The 22,549-nt window shown below is 71.2% G+C and carries 22 protein-coding genes; 16 read left to right on the forward strand and 6 right to left on the reverse strand.

Annotation, left to right across the window (positions count from 1 at the left end):
* Nucleotides 1–29: 29 nt before the first annotated feature.
* Genes zwf through tkt form a run of 3 tightly spaced genes read right to left on the reverse strand, consistent with a single transcriptional unit; the run spans nt 30 to nt 4,796 of the window.
* Nucleotides 30–1,553, reverse strand: coding sequence for a glucose-6-phosphate dehydrogenase (zwf, locus tag ABZ479_RS24635; RefSeq protein WP_500463582.1), 1,524 nt, complete (start codon nt 1,551–1,553; stop codon nt 30–32).
* Nucleotides 1,554–1,558: 5 nt separating this feature from the next.
* Nucleotides 1,559–2,677 (reverse strand): transaldolase, encoded by a 1,119-nt coding sequence (gene tal / locus ABZ479_RS24640; protein ID WP_499606136.1) that lies wholly within the window; start codon nt 2,675–2,677, stop codon nt 1,559–1,561.
* Between the two features lie 40 nt (nt 2,678–2,717).
* The gene (gene tkt, locus ABZ479_RS24645; RefSeq protein ID WP_500463583.1) at nt 2,718–4,796 is read right to left on the reverse strand and encodes a transketolase; all 2,079 of its coding nucleotides are present in this window, start codon (nt 4,794–4,796) and stop codon (nt 2,718–2,720) included.
* A 341-nt stretch (nt 4,797–5,137) separates the two neighbouring features.
* Here tkt and ABZ479_RS24650 point away from each other — a divergent pair, with 341 nt between their 5' ends.
* From ABZ479_RS24650 to ABZ479_RS24665, 4 genes are all read left to right on the forward strand, one after another.
* Nucleotides 5,138–6,088: a heme o synthase gene (locus tag ABZ479_RS24650; RefSeq protein ID WP_499606271.1), complete on the forward strand. Its 951-nt coding sequence runs from the start codon at nt 5,138–5,140 to the stop codon at nt 6,086–6,088.
* 24 nt (nt 6,089–6,112) lie between these two features.
* The gene (locus ABZ479_RS24655; protein WP_500463584.1) at nt 6,113–6,475 is read left to right on the forward strand and encodes a hypothetical protein; all 363 of its coding nucleotides are present in this window, start codon (nt 6,113–6,115) and stop codon (nt 6,473–6,475) included.
* 68 nt (nt 6,476–6,543) lie between these two features.
* Complete coding sequence (locus tag ABZ479_RS24660; RefSeq protein ID WP_500463675.1) at nt 6,544–7,896, forward strand: glutamine synthetase family protein; 1,353 nt, start codon at nt 6,544–6,546, stop codon at nt 7,894–7,896.
* On the forward strand, nt 7,893–9,002 hold the full coding sequence (locus ABZ479_RS24665; RefSeq protein WP_500463676.1) for an amidohydrolase family protein: 1,110 nt from the start codon (nt 7,893–7,895) through the stop codon (nt 9,000–9,002). The genes ABZ479_RS24660 and ABZ479_RS24665 overlap by 4 nt, the downstream gene beginning before the upstream one ends.
* A 705-nt stretch (nt 9,003–9,707) precedes the next feature.
* On the opposite strand, the gene ABZ479_RS24670 is transcribed toward ABZ479_RS24665, so the two are convergent.
* Nucleotides 9,708–10,733, reverse strand: a complete 1,026-nt coding sequence (locus ABZ479_RS24670; RefSeq protein WP_500463585.1) for a COX15/CtaA family protein — start codon at nt 10,731–10,733, stop codon at nt 9,708–9,710.
* A gap of 61 nt (nt 10,734–10,794) precedes the next feature.
* On the opposite strand from ABZ479_RS24670, the gene ABZ479_RS24675 reads away from it, so the two are divergent.
* A complete protein-coding gene (locus tag ABZ479_RS24675) occupies nt 10,795–12,075 on the forward strand; it encodes a glycosyl hydrolase family 28-related protein (protein ID WP_500463586.1) in 1,281 nt (426 codons plus the stop codon).
* Here the strand turns inward: ABZ479_RS24675 and ABZ479_RS24680 are convergent.
* Nucleotides 12,062–12,832 carry an ABC transporter permease gene (locus ABZ479_RS24680; RefSeq protein ID WP_500463587.1) on the reverse strand — a complete coding sequence of 257 codons (771 nt, stop codon included), beginning with the start codon at nt 12,830–12,832 and terminating at the stop codon, nt 12,062–12,064. The two genes, ABZ479_RS24675 and ABZ479_RS24680, sit on opposite strands and share 14 nt — an antisense overlap.
* A complete protein-coding gene (locus ABZ479_RS24685) occupies nt 12,829–13,755 on the reverse strand; it encodes an ABC transporter ATP-binding protein (RefSeq protein WP_499606142.1) in 927 nt (308 codons plus the stop codon). The genes ABZ479_RS24680 and ABZ479_RS24685 overlap by 4 nt, the downstream gene beginning before the upstream one ends.
* A 215-nt stretch (nt 13,756–13,970) precedes the next feature.
* Between ABZ479_RS24685 and ABZ479_RS24690 the strand changes: the two genes are divergently transcribed.
* From ABZ479_RS24690 to ABZ479_RS24740, 11 genes are all read left to right on the forward strand, one after another.
* Nucleotides 13,971–14,720 (forward strand): helix-turn-helix transcriptional regulator, encoded by a 750-nt coding sequence (locus ABZ479_RS24690; protein ID WP_500463588.1) that lies wholly within the window; start codon nt 13,971–13,973, stop codon nt 14,718–14,720.
* Entirely contained in the window at nt 14,717–16,138 is a 1,422-nt protein-coding gene (gene sufB / locus ABZ479_RS24695; protein ID WP_499606144.1) for a Fe-S cluster assembly protein SufB, read from the forward strand. Before ABZ479_RS24690 ends, sufB begins: the two co-directional genes overlap by 4 nt.
* A 188-nt stretch (nt 16,139–16,326) precedes the next feature.
* Nucleotides 16,327–17,502 (forward strand): Fe-S cluster assembly protein SufD, encoded by a 1,176-nt coding sequence (gene sufD / locus ABZ479_RS24700; protein WP_500463589.1) that lies wholly within the window; start codon nt 16,327–16,329, stop codon nt 17,500–17,502.
* On the forward strand, nt 17,499–17,828 hold the full coding sequence (locus ABZ479_RS24705; RefSeq protein WP_018560671.1) for a non-heme iron oxygenase ferredoxin subunit: 330 nt from the start codon (nt 17,499–17,501) through the stop codon (nt 17,826–17,828). Before sufD ends, ABZ479_RS24705 begins: the two co-directional genes overlap by 4 nt.
* A gap of 7 nt (nt 17,829–17,835) precedes the next feature.
* Entirely contained in the window at nt 17,836–18,600 is a 765-nt protein-coding gene (sufC, locus tag ABZ479_RS24710; RefSeq protein WP_499606146.1) for a Fe-S cluster assembly ATPase SufC, read from the forward strand.
* On the forward strand, nt 18,597–19,856 hold the full coding sequence (locus ABZ479_RS24715) for a cysteine desulfurase (protein WP_500463590.1): 1,260 nt from the start codon (nt 18,597–18,599) through the stop codon (nt 19,854–19,856). The genes sufC and ABZ479_RS24715 overlap by 4 nt, the downstream gene beginning before the upstream one ends.
* A gap of 19 nt (nt 19,857–19,875) precedes the next feature.
* Complete coding sequence (gene sufU, locus ABZ479_RS24720) at nt 19,876–20,340, forward strand: Fe-S cluster assembly sulfur transfer protein SufU (protein ID WP_018560668.1); 465 nt, start codon at nt 19,876–19,878, stop codon at nt 20,338–20,340.
* Nucleotides 20,337–20,678, forward strand: coding sequence for a metal-sulfur cluster assembly factor (locus ABZ479_RS24725; protein WP_018560667.1), 342 nt, complete (start codon nt 20,337–20,339; stop codon nt 20,676–20,678). The genes sufU and ABZ479_RS24725 overlap by 4 nt, the downstream gene beginning before the upstream one ends.
* A gap of 113 nt (nt 20,679–20,791) precedes the next feature.
* Nucleotides 20,792–21,586 carry a hypothetical protein gene (locus ABZ479_RS24730; protein WP_500463591.1) on the forward strand — a complete coding sequence of 265 codons (795 nt, stop codon included), beginning with the start codon at nt 20,792–20,794 and terminating at the stop codon, nt 21,584–21,586.
* Between the two features lie 67 nt (nt 21,587–21,653).
* Nucleotides 21,654–21,974 carry a DMT family transporter gene (locus ABZ479_RS24735; RefSeq protein WP_500463592.1) on the forward strand — a complete coding sequence of 107 codons (321 nt, stop codon included), beginning with the start codon at nt 21,654–21,656 and terminating at the stop codon, nt 21,972–21,974.
* Nucleotides 21,974–22,528, forward strand: a complete 555-nt coding sequence (locus ABZ479_RS24740) for a TetR/AcrR family transcriptional regulator (protein ID WP_500463593.1) — start codon at nt 21,974–21,976, stop codon at nt 22,526–22,528. The genes ABZ479_RS24735 and ABZ479_RS24740 overlap by 1 nt, the downstream gene beginning before the upstream one ends.
* The last annotated feature ends 21 nt before the right edge of the window (nt 22,529–22,549 follow it).

Below are 22,549 nucleotides of genomic sequence, written 5' to 3' on the forward strand. Positions count from 1 at the left end.
GCTCGAGGTGGTCTCGGTCAGGTCGATGTTCATGGCCGGCGCCAGCTCCTGCCGTCTCGTGCGAGCATCTCGTCCGCCGCCTTCGGACCCCAGGTGCCCGCGGTGTACTGCTCGGGCTTGCCGTGCCGGTCCCAGTACTCCTCGATCGGGTCCAGGATCCGCCAGGACTCCTCGACCTCCTGGTGCCGGGGGAAGAGGTTGGCGTCGCCGAGCAGGACGTCCAGGATCAGCCGCTCGTAGGCCTCCGGGCTGGACTCGGTGAAGGACTCGCCGTAGGCGAAGTCCATCGTCACGTCCCGGATCTCCATCGAGGTGCCCGGCACCTTGGAACCGAACCTGATGGTGATGCCCTCGTCCGGCTGTACCCGGATGACCAGGGCGTTCTGCCCCAGCTCCTCGGTCGCGGTGTTGTCGAACGGGGAGTGCGGCGCGCGCTGGAAGACGACCGCGATCTCGGTGACGCGGCGGCCCAGGCGCTTGCCGGCGCGCAGGTAGAACGGGACGCCCGCCCAGCGGCGGTTGTCGATGGCCAGCTTGATCGCGGCGTAGGTGTCGGTCTTGGACCCGGGGTCGATGCCCTCCTCCTCCAGGTAGCCGAGCACCTCCTCGCCGCCCTGCCAGCCGTGCGCGTACTGGCCGCGCACGGTGTGCCTGCCGAGGTCGGCCGGCAGCTTGACCGCCTGCAGCACCTTCAGCTTCTCCTGCACCAGCGACTTGGCCTCGAAGGAGGCGGGCTCCTCCATGGCGGTCAGCGCGAGCAGCTGCAGCAGGTGGTTCTGGATGACGTCGCGTGCGGCGCCGATCCCGTCGTAGTAGCCCGCGCGGCCGCCGATGCCGATGTCCTCGGCCATCGTGATCTGCACGTGGTCGACGTAGGAGCGGTTCCACAGCGGCTCGAACATCGTGTTGGCGAAGCGCAGCGCCAGGATGTTCTGGACCGTCTCCTTGCCCAGGTAGTGGTCGATCCGGAAGACGTCCTGGGAGCGGAAGACCTGGTGGACGACCTGGTTGAGCTCCTGGGCGCTGGCCAGGTCGTGGCCGAAGGGCTTCTCGATGACGGCGCGCCGCCACGAGCCCTCGGCCGGGTCGGACAGTCCGTGCTTCTTCAACTGCTGGACCACCGACGGGAAGAACTTGGGCGGCACCGAGAGGTAGAAGGCGAAGTTGCCGCCCGTGCCGCGGGCCTTGTCGAGTTCGTCGACCGTCGCGCGCAGCTTCTCGAAGGCCTGGTCGTCACCGAAGTCGCCCGGGACGAACCGCATCCCCTCGGAGAGCTGCTGCCAGACCTCCTCGCGGAAGGGGGTGCGCGCGTGCTCCTTGACGGAGTCGTGGACGACCTGCGCGAAGTCCTCGTCCGCCCAGTCGCGGCGGGCGAAGCCGACCAGCGAGAAGCCCGGCGGCAGCAGCCCGCGGTTGGCCAGGTCGTACACGGCGGGCATCAGCTTTTTGCGTGACAGATCACCCGTGACGCCGAAGATCACCAGGCCCGACGGCCCCGCGATGCGCGGGAGCCGTCGGTCCGATGCGTCACGCAGCGGGTTGGCGCTGCTCAACGTGCTTACGCCTCCTTCGGCGCCAGGCGCTTGAGCTCGGCCTCGGTCGAGCCCAGCAGCTCGTTCCAGGACGCCGCGAACTTCTCCACGCCCTCGTCCTCCAGCAGCTGGACGACGTCGTCGTACGAGATGCCGAGCGCGCCGATCGCGTCCAGCTCGGCCCGGGCCTGCTCGTACGTGCCGCGGATGGTGTCGCCGGTGACCTCGCCGTGGTCGGCCACCGCGTCCAGCGTGGCCTCGGGCATGGTGTTGACGATGCCCGGGGCGACCAGCTCGGTCACGTACAGGGTGTCCGGGTAGGCCGGGTCCTTCACGCCGGTGGAGGCCCACAGCGGGCGCTGCTTGTGCGCGCCCTCGTGCTCCAGCGCCCGCCAGCGGTCGGAGGAGAAGACCTCCTCGTACGCCTGGTAGGCCAGCCGGGCGTTCGCGACGGCGGCCTTGCCCTTGAGGGCCTTGGCCTCGTCGCTGCCCAGCTTCTCCAGGCGCTTGTCGATCTCGGTGTCCACGCGCGACACGAAGAAGGAGGCCACCGAGCGGATCAGGGAGATGTCCAGGCCCGCGGCCCGGGCCTTCTCCAGGCCCGCCAGGTAGGCGTCCATGACCTCGCGGTAGCGCTCCAGCGAGAAGATCAGCGTGACGTTGACGCTGATGCCCCGGCCGATCACCTCGGTGATGGCCGGCAGGCCCGCCTTGGTGGCCGGGATCTTGATCAGGGTGTTGGGCCGGTCCACCAGCCAGGCCAGCTGCTTGGCCTCGGCGACGGTGGCGACGGTGTTGTGGGCCAGACGCGGGTCCACCTCGATGGACACCCGGCCGTCCTGGCCGCCACTGGCGTCGTACAGCGGGCGCAGCACGTCGGCGGCGTCGCGCACGTCCGCGGTGGTGATCATCCGCAGCGCCTCGTCCACCGTCAGCTTCCGGGCGGCGAGGTCGGCGAGCTGCTGCTCGTAGCCGTCACCGCCGGCGATGGCCTTCTGGAAGATCGACGGGTTGGTGGTGACACCGACCACGTGGCTCTGGTCCATGAGCTCGGCCAGGTTGCCGGAGGTGATCCGCTTGCGGGACAGGTCGTCGAGCCAGATCGCCACGCCCTCGTCGGAGAGGCGCTTGAGTGCGTCTGTCATGGGTTCTGCATCTCCTCGGTACGTCGTATGCGTCTGTGCGTCAGCGAGCGGCGGCGGCGAGCGAGTCGCGCGCGGCGGCGGCCACGGCCTCTGCGGTCAGACCGAACTCGCGGTAGAGGACCTTGTAATCGGCGCTTGCCCCGAAGTGCTCCAGGGACACAATCCGGCCCGCGTCGCCGACGAAGCGGTGCCAGGTCAGCCCGATGCCGGCCTCGACGGCGACCCTCGCCCGCACGTTCGGCGGGATGACGCTGTCGCGGTACGCCTGGTCCTGCTCCTCGAACCACTCCACGGACGGCATGGAGACCACGCGCGCCGGGATGCCGTCGGCCTGCAGCGCCTCGCGGGCCTCGACGGCCAGCTGCACCTCGGAACCGGTGGCGATCAGGATGACCTGCGGCTGGCCGCCCTCGGCGTCGAACAGCACGTAGCCGCCCTTGGCCGCGTTCTCGTCGGCCGGGTAGGTGGGCACGTTCTGCCGGGTCAGCGCCACGCCGTGCGGCGCGGGCTTGGCGGTGTGACGGCGCATGATCTCCGCCCAGGCGATCGCCGTCTCGTTGGCGTCGGCCGGCCGGACCACGTTCAGGCCGGGGATGGCGCGCAGCGCCGCCAGGTGCTCGATCGGCTGGTGGGTCGGGCCGTCCTCGCCGAGGCCGATGGAGTCGTGCGTCCAGACGTAGGAGACCGGCAGCTTCATCAGCGCGGCCAGGCGCACGGCCGGGCGCATGTAGTCGGAGAACACCAGGAAGGTGCCGCCGTAGACGCGGGTGTTGCCGTGCAGCGCGATGCCGTTCATCGTCGAGCCCATGGCGTGCTCGCGGATGCCGAAGTGCACGGTGCGGCCGTACGGGCTCGCCTCCGGCAGCGGGTTGTCCGCCGGGAGGAACGAGGACGAGGCGTCGATGGTGGTGAGGTTCGAGCCGGCCAGGTCGGCGGAGCCGCCCCAGAGCTCGGGGATCACACCGCCCAGCGCCTTCAGCACCTCACCGGAGGCCTTGCGGGTGGCGACGTCCTTGCCCGCGGGGAACTCCGGGACGACGTCCTCCCAGCCGGCCGGGAGCTCGCCGGCGTGGATGCGGTCGAAGGTCCGGGCCCGCTCGGGGTTGGCGGAGCGCCACTCCTCGAACCGCTTGGTCCACTCCGCGTGGGCCTCGCGGCCGCGGTCGGCGACCTTGCGCGCGTGCGCCAGCACCTCGGTGGCGACCTCGAAGCTCTGCTCCGGGTCGAAGCCCAGCACCTTCTTGGTGGCCGCGACCTCGGCGTCGCCCAGCGCCGAGCCGTGGGCGGCCTCGGTGTTCTGGGCGTTCGGGGCGGGCCAGGCGATGATCGTGCGGGCCGCGATGATCGACGGGCGGTCGGTGACGGCGCGGGCCTTGTCGAAGGCGGCGTACAGGGCCCGGACGTCGAAGTCGCCCGACGGCTCCTGCTCGATGCGCTGCACGTGCCAGCCGTAGGCCTCGTAGCGCTTCAGCACGTCCTCGGAGAAGGCGGTCGCGGTGTCGCCCTCGATCGAGATGTGGTTGTCGTCGTACAGCGCGATCAGGTTGCCCAGCTTCTGGTGGCCGGCCAGCGAGGACGCCTCGGCGGAGATGCCCTCCTCCAGGTCGCCGTCGGAGACGATCGCCCAGACGGTGTGGTCGAAGACCGACTCGCCCGGCGCCGCCTCCGGGTCGAACAGGCCGCGCTCGTAGCGGGCGGCCATCGCCATGCCCACCGCGTTGGCGATGCCCTGGCCCAGCGGGCCGGTGGTGGTCTCCACACCCGTCGTGTGACCGTGCTCGGGGTGGCCCGGGGTGCGCGAGCCCCAGGTGCGGAAGGCCTTGAGGTCCTCCAGCTCCAGCCCGTAACCCGAAAGGAAGAGCTGCGTGTACAGCGTCAGGGACGTGTGACCCGGCGAGAGGACGAAGCGGTCGCGACCGGTCCACCCGGCGTCCGAGGGGTCGTGCCGCATCAGCTTCTGGAACAGCAGGTAGGCCGCGGGGGCGAGGCTCATCGCCGTCCCCGGATGGCCGTTGCCGACCTTCTGCACGGCATCCATCGCCAGAACCCGGGCGGTGTCAACCGCGCGCCCGTCCAGCTCGCTCCACTCCAGCTCGGAGGTGGTCGGCTCGGTGCTCACCTGAGAGGGCTCCTCTCCACATGTATTACGCCGGTGACGATGTGCACACCGGGCGTTGCCGAGCCTACCCCTGCACGTACGTGCACCTATTCGAGTGCGGGCTCGACGCGTGCGGCAACCGATCCCCGGGCAGCGGCATTCCCTCCCCGGCACCGGTGGTGTCACCAGCGTGCCCCGGTCAGCGTTTCTTCGCCTGTTGAACGCAGAACACCTTCAGGTTGCACCTCTCTTGCGCTATGGAGGCCAACACGTGGCACCCCCGAGCGCGGGCGGGGTATCCGCTACGTCTAAAGTGGCGTGGTACGCGCAAGCGGAGCCGCTTGCTGGACTTTTCGTCAGGGGTGTTCGTGACGGCCGTCGAATCCCGGCCCGCCGGAGCCATCGGGTCGAGCCACCGCCACCGGCCGTTCGGTGCCCGTGTGATGGCGTTCGTGGCGCTGACCAAGCCGCGCATCATCGAGCTGCTGCTCATCACGACGGTTCCGGTGATGTTCCTCGCGGCGGGCGGCGTCCCCGACCTCTGGCTGGTCGCGGTGACGATGATCGGCGGCTACATGTCGGCCGGCGGCGCGAACGCCCTCAACATGTACATCGACCGCGACATCGACGCGCTGATGCACCGCACGGAGCAGCGCCCGCTGGTCACCGGCATGGTCGCCCCGTGGGAGTGCCTGGTCTTCGGCATCACGCTTTCGGTGGTTTCCACCGCGTGGTTCTGGGTGCTCGTCAACCCGCTGTCGGCGGCGCTGTCCCTGGCGGCCATCCTCTACTACGTCTTCGTCTACACCCTCGGCCTCAAGCGCCGTACCGCCCAGAACATCGTGTGGGGCGGCATCGCCGGCTGCATGCAGGTGCTCATCGGCTGGTCGGCGGTGCGCAACGAGGTGGCGTGGGCGCCGTTCGTCCTCTTCCTCGTCCTCTTCTTCTGGACGCCGCCGCACTACTGGCCGCTGTCGATGAAGGTGAAGGACGACTACGCGCGCGTGGGCGTGCCCATGCTCCCGGTCGTCGCGGGCAACGTCGTGGTGGGCCGGCAGATCGTCATCTACAGCTGGGTGATGGTGCTGGTCTCGCTCACCCTGTGGTGGCCGCTCGGCGCGGCGGGCTGGTTCTACGCGGCCGCCGCCGTGCTGCTGGGCGCCTTCTGGCTGGTCGAGGCGCACGCCCTGTACGCGCGGGCGAAGGCCGGTGTGGTCGGAGCCAAGCTCAAGGAGATGCGGCTCTTCCACTGGTCCATCACCTACGCGACGCTGCTGTTCGTCGCCGTCGCCGTGGACCCCTTCCTGCGCTGATTACCCGCGGGTAGCATTCTGTCCATGGCAGAGACCGAGGAAGCAGTCACCCAGACCGCGGACCGCCGGGCCGCGGCCCGCGCGGAGCGCCGCGCCGCCCGCCTGGCGAAGCAGATCACCGCGTTCGCCAAGAGCCACGGCGGCGGCGCCGAGGGCCAGATCGCGTACATCGGCGAGGTCGGCACCCGCATCGTGCTCGTCGGCGAGAACGGCGAGTGGGGCGACCTGGTGGCCCCCACCTACGACATCGCCCGCAGCGCCGTCGAACGCTCCGGCATCACCGTGCACGAGACCTTCGACGGAGACCTCGCCGCCAAGGTGCGCACCGGCCGCTACGAGTGGTCACGGATGGCCGGGATCCAGATCGGCGGCCCCGCCAACACCTGACGCCGGGCCCGCCTGTGAGGACCATGGGAGGAGTGGTCCTGTTGACGGGTGGGAACGAGGAGGCGTCGGTGGACACCGAGGAACGCGACGAACGGCGGCTGACGGCCCGCCGGGAAGCGGCGCGGCTGTCCGCGGAGGGCGTGCGCGCCGTCGCCGTCAGCTGGGTCGACAACGCGGGCATCAGCAGGGCCAAGACCGTGCCGACCGCCCGGCTGCCGCAGGCCGCGCACCGCGGGGTGGGCATGTCGCCGGTCTTCGACGTCTTCACCTCCGACGACTCCATCACCTCCTCCCCGTTCATCGGCGGCCCCGACGGCGACCTGCGGCTCTTCCCCGACCTGGACCGCCTGACCGTGCTGGCCGCCCGGCCCGGCTGGGCCTGGGCGCCGGCCGACCGCTACGACCAGGACGGCCGTCCGCACCCCGGCTGCCAGCGGCTGTTCGCCCGGCGCATGACGGAGCGCGCCGCAGGCCGCGGCCTGGAGCTGCGGATGGGCTTCGAGACCGAATGGGTCGTGGTCAAGGACGACGGCAGCGGCGACTGGGCCTCCCGCGGACCGGCCTACGGGATGACCCGGGTGACCGAACTCTCGGACTACCTGCTCGACCTCTACGACGCCCTCGCCGCCCAGCGCGTCGAGGTCCTCCAGGTGCACCCCGAGTACGCGCCCGGCCAGTTCGAGGTCTCCACCGCGCCCGCCGAACCGGTCCGCGCCGCCGACGAGGTCGTCCTCGTCCGCGAGACCGTACGGGCGGTCAGCGCCGCCCACGGCCTGCGCGCCTCCTTCGCCCCGGCCGTCGTCGCCGGGCAGGTCGGCAACGGCTGCCACCTGCACCTGAGCCTGAGCGAGCACGGACACAACCTGCACCGCGACCCCACCGCCCCCTACGGCCTGGCACCCACTGCGAACACCTTCCTGGCCGGCGTGCTCGACGCCCTGCCCGCCCTGTGCGCCATCGGCGCCCCCTCCCCGGCCTCCTACCTGCGGCTCGTCCCCTCCCGCTGGGCCGGGGTCCACCGGTGCTGGGGCGTGGAGAACCGGGAGGCGGCGCTGCGCCTGGTGCCGGGCGAGGCCGACGACCCCGACGGCGGCCACGCCGAGCTCAAGCCCTTCGACGCCGCCGCCAACCCCTACCTGCTGGTCGGCTCCGTCATCGCGGCGGGCCTGGCCGGCCTGCGCGACGGCGGGGGGACGCTGCCCCCTCCGGTCAGCGGCGACCCGGCCGGGCGCGGCGAGCAGAAGCGGCTGCCGACCTCGCTCGGCGAGGCCCTCTCGCACCTGGTGCGCAGCACCGCGCTCAAGGAGGCCTTGGGCGAGGCGCTGTTCGGCGCGGTGGTCGCGGTGCGGCGCGCCGAGTCCGAGGCCCTGGCCGAGTACGGTCCCGCCGAGCTCGCGGAGGCCACCCGGTGGCGCTGGTGATCGAGCTTCCGCCGCTGGTCGACCACCACTGCCACGGCGTCGTCCGTGGAGAGCTCGGCATCGCGGCCTTCGAGACGTATCTCACCGAGTCCGACACGCCCGCCGCGTCCGGCACCACCTTCTTCGACACCCAGACCGGCTTCGCCGTCCGCCGCTGGTGCCCGCCGCTGCTCGGTCTGGAGCCGCACTGCCCGCCCGCGGGCTACCTCGCGCGGCGCCGCGAACTCGGGACGTACGAGAGCACGCGCCGGCTGCTGCGGGGCAGCGGCATCGGCACGTACGTCGTCGACACCGGACTGCCCGGGGACCTCACGACGCCCGCGGAACTCGCCGCGGCCGGCGGGGGAGCGCAGCGGGAGATCGTCCGGCTGGAGCGGCTTGCCGAGGACGTCGCCGGGGCCTGCGACTCGGCCGGGGAACTGGTCGAGGGCATCGCCGGGGCCGTCCACGACGCCGCGCGCACCGCCGCCGGCTTCAAGTCGATCGCCGCCTACCGTCATGGCCTGGGCCTCGCCCCGGAGCCGCCCGCCCCCGGCGAGGTCCGGCATGCGGCGGGGGCGTGGCTGGAGGCGCGCCGCGCCGGCCGCGACCGGCTCGGCGACCCCGTACTGCTGCGGCACCTGCTGTGGACGGCCGTCACGACCGGGCTGCCGCTGCAACTGCACACCGGCTTCGGCGACCCGGACCTGCGGCTCGACCGCGCCGACCCGGCGCTGCTGACGGACTTCGTCCGGGCGACCGCGGGGACCGGGACCGATCTGGTGCTGCTGCACTGCTACCCGTACCACCGTCAGGCCGCCTACCTGGCGAACGTCTTCCCACACGTGTACGCGGACGTCGGCCTCGCCCTCACCCATGTGGGGGCGCGGGCGGGGGCGGTCCTGGCGGAGTTCCTGGAGCTGGCGCCGTTCGGGAAGCTGCTGTTTTCGACGGACGCCTACGGGCTGCCCGAGCTGTACGTCACCGGCGCCGAGGCCTTCCGCGGCGCGGTGCGCGAGGTGCTGGGCGGCTGGGTCGCGGACGGTGCCTGGTCGGCGGCGGACGCCGGGCGCGTCGCGGCCATGGTGGCGGCGGACAACGCGCGACGGGTGTACGGGCTCCCTTGAGCGGGGGTGGGGGGCTGGTTGTTCGGCTGTCCCGCCGTCTCGCGCCCTGCGGGCGCAAAGATGCCGGCTGCGGCGGGGATGGTGGGGGTCCGGGGCTTATCGGCAGTGTGCGGGTGGGTGGGTGGCCGGGGTTCAGGCGCCGGAGCGGGTTGCCGTTCCGGCGGTGTCGGTCTCGTTGCCGTCCGCGGGTATAGATGGCCGCTTCCACGCCATCCGTGGGTGGTGGGCGCGCCCGCCGTAACCCGCGACTGCGGGTATTTCGGGGTGCTGTCGGGCGGTCGGCGGGAGATCGGGCCCGCTTTCAGCGGTATAGCCGTCGGAAGAGGGCCCGATCTTTGAGCCGGGCGAGATCGGGCTCGCTTCCAGCGGTATAGACGTGGGAACAGAGCCCGATGTGGGATCGGGGAAGCACCCGCAGACGCGGGTTACGGCGGGCGCGCCACCCACGAACGGTGGGCGTGGTCACCGCCCATCTGCACCCGCGGACGGCAACGAGACCGGGACCGTACGACAACCGGCCCCGCTCCGGCGCCTGAACCCCGGCCGCCCACCGACCCGCAGACTGCCGACCGGCCCCGGACCGCCACCCTGCCACCCGCAGCCCGCCGCTGTGCGCCCGAAGGGCGCGAGACGGCGAGACAGCCGAACCACCGGCGCGACCCCCACCGCCCCGGCCCCGCCGCCCCGACGCCGCCGGGCAGGGCGCTACGCAGCCGGCGCAGGCTCCGGAGCCGAGGACGAGGACGGGACGGGCACCGCGAGCTGTTCCTCGCCGGGCTCCGCCTCCGGCCGCTCGCGCATCGACAGCAGCACCCGCAGCACCGCGATCCACACCAGCGTCGAGCCGAGCATGTGGAGGGCCACCAGGACCTCGGGCAGCTTCGTGAAGTACTGGACGTAGCCGATGACGCCCTGCGCCAGCAGCACGACCAGCAGGTCGCGCACCCGGGCCCGCGGTCCCGCGGGCGCGTCAACGGCGCGCAGCACGAACCACAGCGCGATCGTCAGCCCGCACACCACCCACGCCAGGTCGGCGTGGAGCTGCGAGATGGTCTCCCACTTCACCGGCACGCGCGGCACGTCGCTGCTGTCGCCGGCGTGCGGCCCGGCTCCGGTCACGAGCGTGCCGACCGCGATCAGCGCACCGGAGGCGGCGACCAGCACCCACGCCAGTTGCCTGACCGGCTTGCCGACCAGGGGGCGCGCACCCGCGTCGCCCTCGCCGGTGCGCTGCCACATCAGCAGCGCGACGGCGATCAGCGCGCTGGAGAGCAGGAAGTGCGCGGCGACGGTGTACGGGTTGAGGCCGGTCAGGACGGTGAAACCGCCGAGCACGGCGTTGCCCATGACGACCCAGAACTGGGCCCAGCCGAGCCGGGTGAGCCCGCGCCGCCACGGCTTCACGGCCCGCGCGGCGATGATCGCCCAGCCCACGGCCGCGCACAGCACGTACGTCAGCATGCGGTTGGCGAACTCGATCACCCCGTGCACGCCCATCGCCCGGGTCGCGGTCAGGCTGTCGTCGGTGCACTTGGGCCAAGTCGGGCAGCCGAGGCCCGAACCGGTCAGCCGGACGGCACCGCCGGTCACCACGATGACGACGCTCATCACGAGCGCGGCCAGCGCGGCCCGCCGGACCGTCTCCGGGGACGGGGTCCAGCGCTGGGCGATGAAGGCCAGGGGGTTTCGCGACGCTTGGCCTGCTTGGCTGAGATTCGGCACGGCCACCATCGTAGGCGCCTCCTTGTGCAATCCTTCACGAGGGGGACACCCGGGGGAGGGGATGGGGGCCATGTCCGAGGTCGACCGGCGGAAACTGTTGTACGGCGGCGCCGCGGCGGCGCTCACGGGGATCGGCGCGGCCGCGTACTCCGCCGCCGACACACCTGCCGCCGAGGCCGTGCGGCAGCCCAGGAGCGCCACGCACCCCGGCGTGGTCGACGTCGTGGCCGACTTCGGCGCCAAGGGCGACGGCACCACCGACGACAGCAAGGCCTTCGCCGACGCCTACCGCTACGCGGAGTCACGGCTCGACGACCACACCGGCCGCACGGTGATCGACGTCCCGCCCGGCAGGTACCTGATCACCGAGCCCGGCGCGCTGCTCGACGGCGACGACCCGTCCAACGCGGCCAACGGGCTGCGCTTCCGCGGGGCGGGCCTGCGCATCAGCGAGATCGTCTTCGCGCCGCGCGAGCCCGCCGGCGCCTTCCTCTGCCGCAACGACGACATGTGGCAGAACCTCGCCTTCGAGGGCCTGCGCTTCACCTCCGGCACCCCCGGCGCCTCCTTCTTCTCCTCCTACTCCACCGGCGGCGCGGCGAACTACCGGTTCACCGACTGCGAGTGGATGGGGGAGTGGGAGTACGGGCTCGCCCTCGACGGCACCAACACCAACTCCGAGATGCGCTGGGAGGCCTGCCGGGTGGGCGGCGCCTACCGCAGGGCCTTCCTCTACTCCGGCCTGTCCAAGCGCTCGGAGAACCCCGAGCAGCAGGACCAGTTCCTCAACTACTGGTTCACCGACATGAACGTCACCTACGAGTGGGGCAACTTCCTGGAGTTCCCCTACGGCGGCTCGGTCACCTGCCGCGCCGGGAGCTACATCGTCACCGGGCGCCGCCCCGCGCCGCACCCCGACTACGGCTACGAGAGCGCGTTCTTCCGCTTCCCCCGCAAGCAGCACTTCAGTTCGGTGCAGCGCTTCCACGCCGAGGACATACGCTTCGAGCTGCGCAACGCCGACACCGTCGTGATCGACTGCGAATGGGGCGGCGGCACCGTCCACTTCAACGACTGCGACGACACGGCCAACGCGTTCAAGTCCTTCGCCCCGCAACTGCGGGCCCACCGCTACACGCTGGGCCCGCGCGGCCCGCTCGTGCGCTACGACTCCTGCCAGCTCACCGGCGCCCACCGCTACCGCACCGACGGTTCCGCCGAACTGCCCACGACCGTGCGCTACGACATGTGCCTGCTGGCCAGCCACGCTCCCGAGAGCGGCTTCCTGGCGCTCGACGAGGGCCAGGGAACCGGCTTCGCCCGCTTCGTGGACTGCGTCATTCCCACCTGAACCATCGTGCCGCCGCGCCGAGGCCCAGCACCGCCCACACGGCGAGGACGCCGAGGTCGCCCCACGGCATGCCCGCGCCGTGCTGCAGGACGTCCCGCAGGCCGTCCGACAGGGCGGAGATCGGCAGCAGCTCCAGCACCGAGCGCACCCCGCCCGGGAACCTGTCGAGCGGCACGATCACCCCGCCGCCCACGAGCAGCAGCAGGAAGACCAGGTTCGCGGCGGCGAGCGTGGCCTCGGCGCGCAGTGTGCCGGCCATGAGCAGGCCGAGGCCGGAGAAGGCCGCCGTACCCAGGGCGAGCAGCAGGACCACCGCGAACGGGTTGCCGTGCGGCGACCAGCCCAGGGCGAACGCGATCACGGTCAGCAGCGCGACCTGCAGGACCTCGGTGACCAGCACGGAGCCGGTCTTGGCGGTCATCAGGGCCCAGCGCGGCAGCGGGGACGCGCCGAGCCGCTTCAGCACGCCGTAGCGCCGCTCGAAGCCGGTGGCGATGGCCTGGCCGGTGAAGGCGGTGGACATCACGGCCAGGGCGAGGATGCCGGGGGCGAGGAAGTCCACGGCCTTGCCGGCGCCGGTGTCGACGATGTCGACGGCGCTGAACAGGACCAGCAGCAGCGTGGGGATCACGACGGTCAGCAGCAGCTGCTCGCCGTTCCGCAGCAGCATCCGGGTCTCCAGCGCGGTCTGGGCGCCGATCATCCGGGGCAGCGGGGCCGCCCCGGGGGCCGGGGTGAAGGTGCCGGTGGCGGTCACGAACGCAGCTCCTTGCCGGTGAGCTCCAGAAAGACGTCCTCCAGGGTGCGCCGTTCGACCGCGAGGCGGTCCGGCATCACGCCGTGCTGGGCGCACCAGGAGGTGACGGTGGCCAGCATCTGCGGATCGACCTTGCCCTCGATCCGGTAGCTGCCCGGCGTGAGCTCCACCGCGGCGGAGTCGGCGGGCAGCGCCTTGAGCAGGGAGGCCAGGTCCAGGCCCGGGCGGCCGGAGAAGCGCAGGGTGTTCTCCGCGCCGCCGCGGCACAGTTCCTCGGGGGTGCCGCTCGCTATCACGCGGCCCTTGTCGATGATCGCGACGTCGTCCGCGAGCTGTTCGGCCTCGTCCATGAAGTGCGTGGTCAGGACGACGGTGACGCCGTCGGCGCGCAGCTCGCGGACCAGGTCCCAGGTGCCGCGGCGGGCCTGCGGGTCCAGTCCGGCCGTCGGCTCGTCCAGGAACACCAGCTCCGGGCGGCCCACGACGGCCATGGCGAGCGCCAGGCGCTGCTGCTGGCCGCCGGAGAGCCGCCGGTACGGGGTGCGGCCGCAGGACTCCAGGCCGAGCCGCTCGATCAGCAGGGCCGGGTCGAGGGGGTCGGCGTGCAGTTTGGCGGTGTGGCGGAGCATCTCCTCGGCGCGTGCGCCGGCGTACACCCCGCCGGACTGCAGCATCACGCCGATCCGGGGCCGCAGGGCGGCCGTATCCCGTACGGGGTCGAGTCCCAGCACCCGCACCTGGCCGCCGTCGGGACGGCGGTAGCCCTCGCAGGTCTCGACGGTGGTGGTCTTCCCGGCTCCGTTGGGTCCGAGCACGGCGGCGACGGTGCCCCGGGCGACGGTCAGGTCGAGCCCGTCCACCGCGGTCTTGGCGCCGTAACGCTTGACCAGTCCCGTCACCTCGACCGCGGGGTCCATTCGCATGACGGGAAGTCTACGAACCCGCGGGGGCCGCCCCGCCGGGAGGGCGGCGCGTGGTGCCGTCGCCGCCGGTGGTGGGGGGTGCGCGGCGGCCGGGTCCGGGCGGCGGGGAAGATCGTTTCCGCAGGTCAGGTTAGGTTTCCCTAAGTGACGCAGCAGACATTCGCCTGGAGGACCGCCGCTTGCCTCTGCGAGATGAATTACGCAACACTGGGCTTGTGAAAAACGCGTCCGAGGCTCAGGAGGAGCAGACGACCGGGGAGCGGAGCACCCGCAACCGGGTCGCCCGGTCCGTCCTGGTCCACGGGCCGTCGACCGCCGCCGACCTGGCGGAACGGCTCGGGCTGACGCAGGCGGCGGTACGCCGTCACCTGGACGCGCTCCTCGCCGAGGGCATGGTCGAGCCGCGCGAGAAGCGGGTCTACGGGAACCGCGGCCGCGGCCGCCCCGCCAAGGTGTTCGCGCTGACCGACTGCGGTCGCGACGCCTTCGACCAGGCCTACGACCAGCTCGCCGCCGACGCCCTGCGCTGGATCGCCGAGTCCGCCGGAGGCGGGCAGCAGGGGGAAGCCGCGGTCTCCGCCTTCGCCCGCGCCCGGGTCGCCGCGCAGGCCGAACGCTACCGCGCGGTCGTCGAGGCGGCCGGTCCCGAGGAGCGCACACAAGCGCTGGCCAAGGCGCTCAGCCAGGACGGGTACGCTGCCACGACGCGTGGCGCGCCCGCCTCCGCCGGCGAGCAGCTCTGCCAGCACCACTGCCCGGTGGCCCACATCGCCGAGCAGTTCCCGCAGCTGTGCGAGGCGGAGGCAGAGGTCTTCTCCCGCCTGCTGGGCACCCATGTACAACGGCTGGCGACCATCGCCCACGGAGACGGTGTCTGCACCACCTTCGTGCCGAAGACCGCGCCGCCGGCCGGCACCACCGCACCGAACAACACCGCAAGCAACGCCGGGAGGAACCCCGCATGACTGCCCCCCTGGAGACGGCTCACCCTGAACTCGAGGGTCTGGGCAACTACGAGTACGGCTGGGCCGACTCGGACGTAGCCGGTGCCGCCGCCCGTCGTGGCCTGAACGAGGACGTCGTCCGCGACATCTCCGCGAAGAAGAACGAGCCCGAGTGGATGCTCAAGCTGCGTCTCAAGGGCCTGAAGCTCTTCGGGAAGAAGCCCATGCCCACCTGGGGCTCGGACCTGTCCGGCATCGACTTCGACAACATCAAGTACTTCGTGCGGTCCACGGAGAAGCAGGCGGAGTCCTGGGAGGACCTGCCCGAGGACATCAAGAACACCTACGACAAGCTGGGCATCCCCGAGGCGGAGAAGCAGCGGCTGGTCGCGGGCGTGGCGGCGCAGTACGAGTCCGAGGTCGTCTACCACCAGATCCGCGAGGACCTGGAGGAGCAGGGCGTCATCTTCCTGGACACCGACACCGCGCTCAAGGAGCACCCGGAGCTGTTCCAGGAGTACTTCGGCACCGTCATCCCCGCGGGTGACAACAAGTTCGCCTCGCTGAACACCGCGGTGTGGTCCGGCGGTTCCTTCATCTACGTGCCGAAGGGCGTGCACGTCGAGATCCCGCTGCAGGCCTACTTCCGGATCAACACCGAGAACATGGGCCAGTTCGAGCGGACGCTGATCATCGTCGACGAGGACGCCTACGTCCACTACGTCGAGGGCTGCACCGCGCCGATCTACAAGTCGGACTCGCTGCACAGCGCCGTGGTCGAGATCATCGTGAAGAAGGGCGGCCGCTGCCGCTACACGACGATCCAGAACTGGTCGAACAACGTGTACAACCTGGTCACCAAGCGCGCCGTGGCGTACGAGGGCGCGACCATGGAGTGGGTCGACGGCAACATCGGCTCCAAGGTGACCATGAAGTACCCGGCCGTCTACCTGATGGGCGAGCACGCCAAGGGCGAGACCCTGTCGATCGCCTTCGCGGGCGAGGGCCAGCACCAGGACGCCGGCGCCAAGATGGTGCACATGGCGCCGAACACCTCCTCCTCGATCGTCTCCAAGTCCGTGGCGCGCGGCGGTGGCCGCACCTCCTACCGCGGTCTGATCGAGATCGGCGAGGGTGCCCACGGCTCCAAGTCCAACGTGCTGTGCGACGCGCTGCTGGTGGACACCATCTCCCGCTCGGACACCTACCCCTACGTGGACGTCCGCGAGGACGACGTGTCCATGGGCCACGAGGCGACCGTCTCCAAGGTCAGCGAGGACCAGCTCTTCTACCTGATGAGCCGCGGCCTGGAGGAGACCGAGGCGATGGCCACCATCGTCCGCGGCTTCGTGGAGCCCATCGCGCGCGAGCTGCCCATGGAGTACGCGCTGGAGCTCAACCGGCTGATCGAGCTGCAGATGGAGGGCGCGGTCGGCTGACGCCCGGCTGTTCCGTCCACCACGAACCGATGCCCCTGCAGGGCCGTGAGCGAGCCGAAGGGCGCGCCGCTTCCGAAAGCGACGAGACCGAGCGAGGAACGAGCGCAGTGTCGAGGAACGTCGGAAGCGGATCAGAGCGCCCGGAGGCGAGCGAGCACAAATAGGCAGAAAGAGGCAGTAAACCAGCCATGGCTGAAACCATCCCGGCCGCCGGTGCCACCACCGAAGGCGCCATCCAGGTCGGCCAGCCCCGGGACGCCCGGGTCAGCGCGCCCGCGTCGTACGACGTGGCCGACTTCCCCGTGCCCCAAGGCCGCGAGGAGGAGTGGCGCTTCACCCCGCTGGAGCGGCTGCGCGGCCTGCACGACGGCACCGCCGTCGCCACCGGTGGCGGCGTCAAGGTCGAGGTGAGCGCCCCCGCGGGCGTCACCGTCGAGACCGTCGGCCGGGAGGACGCCCGGGTCGGCAGGGCGGGCAAGCCGGTGGACCGGGTCGCCGCCCAGGCGTACAGCTCCTTCGAGAAGGCCGGCGTCGTCTCGATCCCCAAGGACGCGGTGCTCTCCGAGCCGGTGCGGATCTCCGTGCACGGCCAGGGCGGCGTGGCCTTCGGCCACCAGGTCGTCGAGGTCGGCGCCTTCGCCGAGGCGGTCGTGGTGATCGACCACACCGGCGACGCGACCGTCGCCGCCAACGTCGAGTACCTGGTCGGCGACGGCGCCAAGCTGACCGTCGTCTCCATCCAGGACTGGGACGACACCGCCGTGCACGCCGCCCAGCACACCGCGCTGGTCGGCCGCGACGCGACCTTCAAGTCCGTCGTCGTCACCTTCGGCGGCGACGTGGTGCGGCTGCACCCGCGGGTCGTCTACGGCGCCCCGGGCGGCGAGGCCGAGCTGTACGGGCTGTACTTCACCGACGAGGGCCAGCACCAGGAGCACCGCCTCTTCATCGACCACGACACCCCGCACTGCCGGTCGAACGTGGCCTACAAGGGCGCGCTGCAGGGCCGGGACGCGCACGCGGTGTGGATCGGCGACGTGCTCATCCGCGCCGAGGCCGAGGGCACCGACACCTACGAGCTCAACCGCAACCTGGTGCTCACCGACGGCGCCCGGGTCGACTCGGTGCCGAACCTGGAGATCGAGACCGGCGAGATCGTCGGAGCCGGCCACGCCTCGGCGACCGGCCGCTTCGAGGACGAGCAGCTGTTCTACCTGATGGCCCGCGGCATCCCGGCCGACGAGGCCCGCCGGCTGGTCGTGCGCGGCTTCTTCGCCGAGCTGATCCAGCAGATCGGTGTCGCGGACCTGCAGGAGCGCCTGCTGGAGAAGATCGACGCGGAGCTGGAGGCGTCCGTCGTATGACCACTGCCGAAGGCTTCGTCCGCGCCTGCGCGCTGAGCGAGCTCGAGGAGGACACGCCCAAGCGTGTCGAGCTCGGCGGCGTGCCGGTGTCGGTCGTGCTCACCGAGGGCGAGGTGTTCGCGATCAACGACATCTGCTCGCACGCGAACGTCTCGCTGTCCGAGGGCGAGGTGGAGGACTGCCAGATCGAGTGCTGGCTGCACGGCTCCTCCTTCGACCTGAGGACCGGCAAGCCGTCCGGGCTGCCCGCGACGCGGCCCGTCCCCGTGTACCCCGTTCAGATCCAAGGGGACGATGTGCTCGTCTCCGTCACCCAGGAGTCCTGAGACACCCATGGCAACGCTTGAGATCCACGACCTGCACGTCTCCGTCGAGGCCGAGAACGGTCCGCGGGAGATCCTCCGCGGTGTCGACCTGACCGTGAAGCAGGGCGAGACCCACGCCATCATGGGTCCGAACGGTTCCGGCAAGTCGACCCTGGCCTACTCGCTGGCCGGGCACCCGAAGTACACCATCACCGGTGGCACCGTGACCCTGGACGGCGAGGACGTGCTCGCCATGTCCGTCGACGAGCGGGCCCGGGCGGGCGTCTTCCTGGCCATGCAGTACCCCGTCGAGGTCCCCGGCGTCTCGGTCTCCAACTTCCTGCGCACCTCGGCCACCGCCATCCGCGGCGAGGCCCCGAAGCTGCGCACGTGGGTGAAGGAGGTCAAGGAGGCCATGGAGCGCCTGCACATGGACCCCTCCTTCGCCGAGCGCAACGTCAACGAGGGCTTCTCCGGCGGTGAGAAGAAGCGCCACGAGATCCTCCAGCTCGAGCTGCTCAAGCCGAAGATCGCGATCCTCGACGAGACCGACTCCGGCCTGGACGTCGACGCGCTGCGCATCGTCTCCGAGGGCGTCAACCGGGTGCGCGAGAACGGTGAGGTCGGCACCCTGCTGATCACCCACTACACGCGCATCCTCCGCTACATCAAGCCCGACCACGTCCACGTCTTCGCCGCGGGCCGGATCGCCGAGTCCGGCGGTCCCGAGCTCGCGGACAAGCTGGAGGCCGAGGGCTACGAGGCCTACGTGAAGGGAGGCGCGTCCGAGTGACACCGCAGCTGCCGGGCCTGCTGGACGCCGAGGCGATCCGCAAGGACTTCCCGGTGCTGGACCGCCTGGTCCACGACGGGAAGAGGCTCGTCTACCTGGACAACGCCGCGACCTCGCAGAAGCCGCGCCAGGTCCTCGACGCCCTCAGCGAGTACTACGAGCGCTACAACGCCAACGTCCACCGCGGTGTGCACACGCTCGCCGAGGAGGCCACGGCGCTGTACGAGGGCGCCCGCGACAAGATCGCGGCCTTCATCAACGCCCCGAGCCGTGACGAGGTGATATTCACCAAGAACGCCTCGGAGTCGCTGAACCTGGTCGCCAACATGCTGGGCTGGGCCGACGAGCCCTACCGGGTGGACAGCGACACCGAGATCGTCATCACGGAGATGGAGCACCACTCCAACATCGTGCCGTGGCAGCTGCTCTCGCAGCGCACCGGCGCGAAGCTGAAGTGGTTCGGCCTGACCGACGACGGCCGGCTCGACCTGAGCGACATCGAGCGGGTCATCACCGAGAAGACGAAGATCGTCTCCTTCACGCTCGTCTCCAACATCCTGGGCACGGTCAACCCGGTCGAGGCGCTCGTGCGCCGCGCGCAGGAGGTCGGCGCCCTGGTGCTGATCGACGCCTCGCAGGCCGCGCCGCACATGGTGCTGGACGTGCAGGCGCTGCAGGCCGACTTCGTGGCCTTCACCGGCCACAAGATGCTCGGCCCGACCGGCATCGGCGTGCTGTGGGGCCGCCAGGAGCTGCTGGAGGACCTCCCGCCGTTCCTGGGCGGCGGCGAGATGATCGAGACCGTCTCGATGCACGAGTCGACCTACGCGCCCGCGCCGCACAAGTTCGAGGCGGGCACGCCCCCGATCGCCCAGGCCGTCGGCCTCGGCGCGGCAGTGGACTACCTCAGCGCCATCGGCATGGACCGGATCGCCGCGCACGAGCACGCGATCACCGAGTACGCGCTGAAGCGGCTCAAGGAGGTGCCCGGACTGAGGATCATCGGCCCGGACACCCCGGAGGGCCGCGGCTCCGCGATCTCCTTCACCCTGGGCGACATCCACCCGCACGACGTGGGCCAGGTCCTCGACGAGCAGGGCATCGCCGTGCGGGTCGGCCACCACTGCGCGCGGCCGGTCTGCCTGCGGTACGGAATTCCCGCGACCACGCGAGCGTCGTTCTATCTGTACTCCACCCCGGCCGAGGTCGACGCCTTGGTCGAGGGCCTGGAGCACGTACGGAACTTCTTCGGCTGAGGGACGGACGGCGAAGCCTGTGAAGCTGGATTCGATGTACCAGGAAGTCATCCTGGACCACTACAAGAACCCGCACGGCCGCGGCCTGCGCGACGGTGATGTCGAGGTGCACCACGTCAACCCGACGTGCGGCGACGAGATCACGCTGCGCGTCAAGCTCGACGGCACGTCCATCCAGGACATCAGCTACGAGGGCCAGGGCTGTTCCATCAGCCAGGCCAGCGCCTCCGTGCTCAACGAACTGCTCGTCGGCCGCCAGGTCGACGAGGCCGTGAAGGTCCAGGAGGTCTTCCTGGAGCTGATGCAGTCCAAGGGCAAGCTGGAGCCCGACGACGCGATGGAGGACGTCCTGGAGGACGCGGTCGCGTTCGCCGGCGTCTCCAAGTACCCGGCACGCGTCAAGTGCGCGCTGCTGAGCTGGATGGCGTGGAAGGACGCCACCGCCCAGGCTCTGGGCGATGGCGCGGTCAGGGAGTCCGCATGAGCGAGAACGCAGAAGTGACGACGACGAAGCCGGCGAGCGAGGAGGAGATCCGTGAGGCCCTCTACGACGTCGTCGACCCCGAACTGGGCATCGACGTCGTCAACCTCGGCTTGATCTACGGCATCCACATCGACGACAGCAACGTCGCGACCCTCGACATGACGCTCACGTCGGCGGCCTGTCCGCTGACCGACGTCATCGAGGACCAGGCGAAGTCGGCCACCGACGGCATCGTCAACGACCTGAAGATCAACTGGGTCTGGATGCCGCCGTGGGGCCCCGACAAGATCACCGACGAGGGCCGCGACCAGCTGCGCGCGCTGGGCTTCAACGTCTGAGCCTCACGCCCGCGACCGCGGGCCGCGACTGCGGGGCGCCGTTCCTTCGAGCGGCGCCCCGCAGTCGTATTTTCGTTTGCGCCCATGCCGTGCGGACCGTGAGTCTTCCGTGCATGAGCAATCACTTCGCCGCCATCGGACTCGGCGTCGCCGACCAGGACTCCTTCCGCGAGCTCGTCGTCGGGCTGGTCGGGCGGACCGATCCGCGGACGGTCGACGGCGCGCTGCGGCAGCACGTGTGGACCGGAGCCGGCGGTGCCCGGGTCGTGATCGAGACCCAGGACGGGTCGATCACCCAGGTACTGCCCTGCCTCAGCCCCGGGGGTGAACCCGTGCCGGTGCGCGGGGTGTCGCTGGTGGACGAGGAGGTCGCCCGGCTCGAACTCCTCGACGGACCGGGCGGGACGATGGTCTGCCCGCTCACGGTGGAGCTGGAGGACCGCGCCGTGCTGCGGGCCCGCGGCGGGAAGGTCCCGGAGGGATCGCTGCGCCTCGGCGCGCTCGCCGAGCGGATCACGCTCCACACCGGCGGCAAGGAGGCGTACGAGGCCTCGCAGGAGGGCGAGGAGATCGGTTTCGCGCCCGACTTCCTCATCCCGTTCGGCCTGTTCAGGCCCGAGGGGGCGGAGGAGGACTGGGTGCCCTCGGCGCACGCCGGGTTCGCCGGGGAGGTGCTGCTGGCCGAGGCCCACACCGGCGACGTCACCGGAGGCCGCTTCCACCGGCTGCGGGTGCGGACGATCGCCGGGTTCGAGGTCGATGTCGCCGTCGCCGAAGAGGAGTTGACGGACACCCCGGAGGCCGGGCACTGGGTCGACGGGGAGTTCTTCATGACCGGCTCGCTGGGGCTGGAACCGGCCCCGCAGCCGGCGGCCGCCCGGAAGCGGTGGTGGTCGCGCCGGTCCTGAGGGCCCTGAGGGCCCTGAGGCGGCCGCGTATGTACGGGCGTACACAACGATGTGTACGCTCGTACGCATGGCTTACGCACTGCTGGGCGCGGCGATACTCGCCGAAGTGCTCGGGACGACCTCGATGAAGTACAGCGACGGCTTCACCCGGCTGTGGCCCTCGCTCGGCACCGCGGCCGGCTACCTCATCGCCTTCGCGCTGCTCGCGCAGACCCTCAAGACGCTCTCCGTAGGCACCGCCTACGCCATCTGGTCCGGCATAGGCACCGCCGCCGTCGCCGCCATCGGCATGGTCTTCCTCGGGGAGGCGGCGACCGCGACCAGGCTGTTCGGGATCCTCCTCGTCATCTCCGGGGTGGTCGTCCTCAACCTCGGCGGCTCCCACTGATGGCCCGCCGCTACGACCCCGAGCGGCGGCAGCGCATCATCGACGCCGCGATCCGCGTGGTCGGTGAGCGCGGCATCGCGGGGCTCAGCCACCGGGCGGTGGCCGCGGCGGCCGACGTCCCGCTCGGCTCGACCACGTACCACTTCGCCACCCTCGACGACCTCCTGGTGGCGGCCCTGCGGCAGTGCAACGAGGCCTTCTTCCGGGAGGTCGGGGAGCGCTCCCTGCTCGGCTCGCCCGGCGCCGACCCGGCGGAGGAACTGGCCCGGTTCGTCGCGGAGACGGTCTCCCGGGACCGTCCCCGTGCGCAGCTGGAGTACGAGCTCTACCTGGCCGCGCTGCGCCACGAAGCCGTACGCCCGGTCGCCGCGGAGTGGGTGGACCGCATGGCCGCCCTCCTCACGCAGTGGACCGACCCCGTCACCGCGCGGGCGCTGGCCGCGCTCACCGACGGGATGTCCCTGCAGGCCCTGCTGACCGGCCGCGACATCGACCGGGAGGAGGCCCGCGAGGTCTTCGCGCGGATCATCGGCAAAGCCGGGCGAGACTGCTGACCTATACCGGTCGCGACCTGA

Source organism: Streptomyces sp. NPDC005722 (genome assembly GCF_040630935.1).
GTDB lineage: Bacteria > Actinomycetota > Actinomycetes > Streptomycetales > Streptomycetaceae > Actinacidiphila.

Bases quoted from the DNA above. Each gene is read 5' to 3' on its own strand.
- ABZ479_RS24655 (WP_500463584.1), top strand. From the start codon at position 6,113: ATGGCAGAGACCGAGGAAGCAGTCACCCAGACCGCGGACCGCCGGGCC.
- ABZ479_RS24670 (WP_500463585.1), bottom strand. From the start codon at position 10,733: ATGGTGGCCGTGCCGAATCTCAGCCAAGCAGGCCAAGCGTCGCGAAAC.
- sufB (WP_499606144.1), top strand. From the start codon at position 14,717: ATGACTGCCCCCCTGGAGACGGCTCACCCTGAACTCGAGGGTCTGGGC.
- sufC (WP_499606146.1), top strand. From the start codon at position 17,836: ATGGCAACGCTTGAGATCCACGACCTGCACGTCTCCGTCGAGGCCGAG.
- ABZ479_RS24705 (WP_018560671.1), top strand. From the start codon at position 17,499: ATGACCACTGCCGAAGGCTTCGTCCGCGCCTGCGCGCTGAGCGAGCTC.
- ABZ479_RS24685 (WP_499606142.1), bottom strand. From the start codon at position 13,755: ATGCGAATGGACCCCGCGGTCGAGGTGACGGGACTGGTCAAGCGTTAC.
- ABZ479_RS24730 (WP_500463591.1), top strand. From the start codon at position 20,792: ATGAGCAATCACTTCGCCGCCATCGGACTCGGCGTCGCCGACCAGGAC.
- sufD (WP_500463589.1), top strand. From the start codon at position 16,327: ATGGCTGAAACCATCCCGGCCGCCGGTGCCACCACCGAAGGCGCCATC.
- ABZ479_RS24740 (WP_500463593.1), top strand. From the start codon at position 21,974: ATGGCCCGCCGCTACGACCCCGAGCGGCGGCAGCGCATCATCGACGCC.
- ABZ479_RS24735 (WP_500463592.1), top strand. From the start codon at position 21,654: ATGGCTTACGCACTGCTGGGCGCGGCGATACTCGCCGAAGTGCTCGGG.
- tal (WP_499606136.1), bottom strand. From the start codon at position 2,677: ATGACAGACGCACTCAAGCGCCTCTCCGACGAGGGCGTGGCGATCTGG.
- ABZ479_RS24725 (WP_018560667.1), top strand. From the start codon at position 20,337: ATGAGCGAGAACGCAGAAGTGACGACGACGAAGCCGGCGAGCGAGGAG.
- ABZ479_RS24675 (WP_500463586.1), top strand. From the start codon at position 10,795: ATGTCCGAGGTCGACCGGCGGAAACTGTTGTACGGCGGCGCCGCGGCG.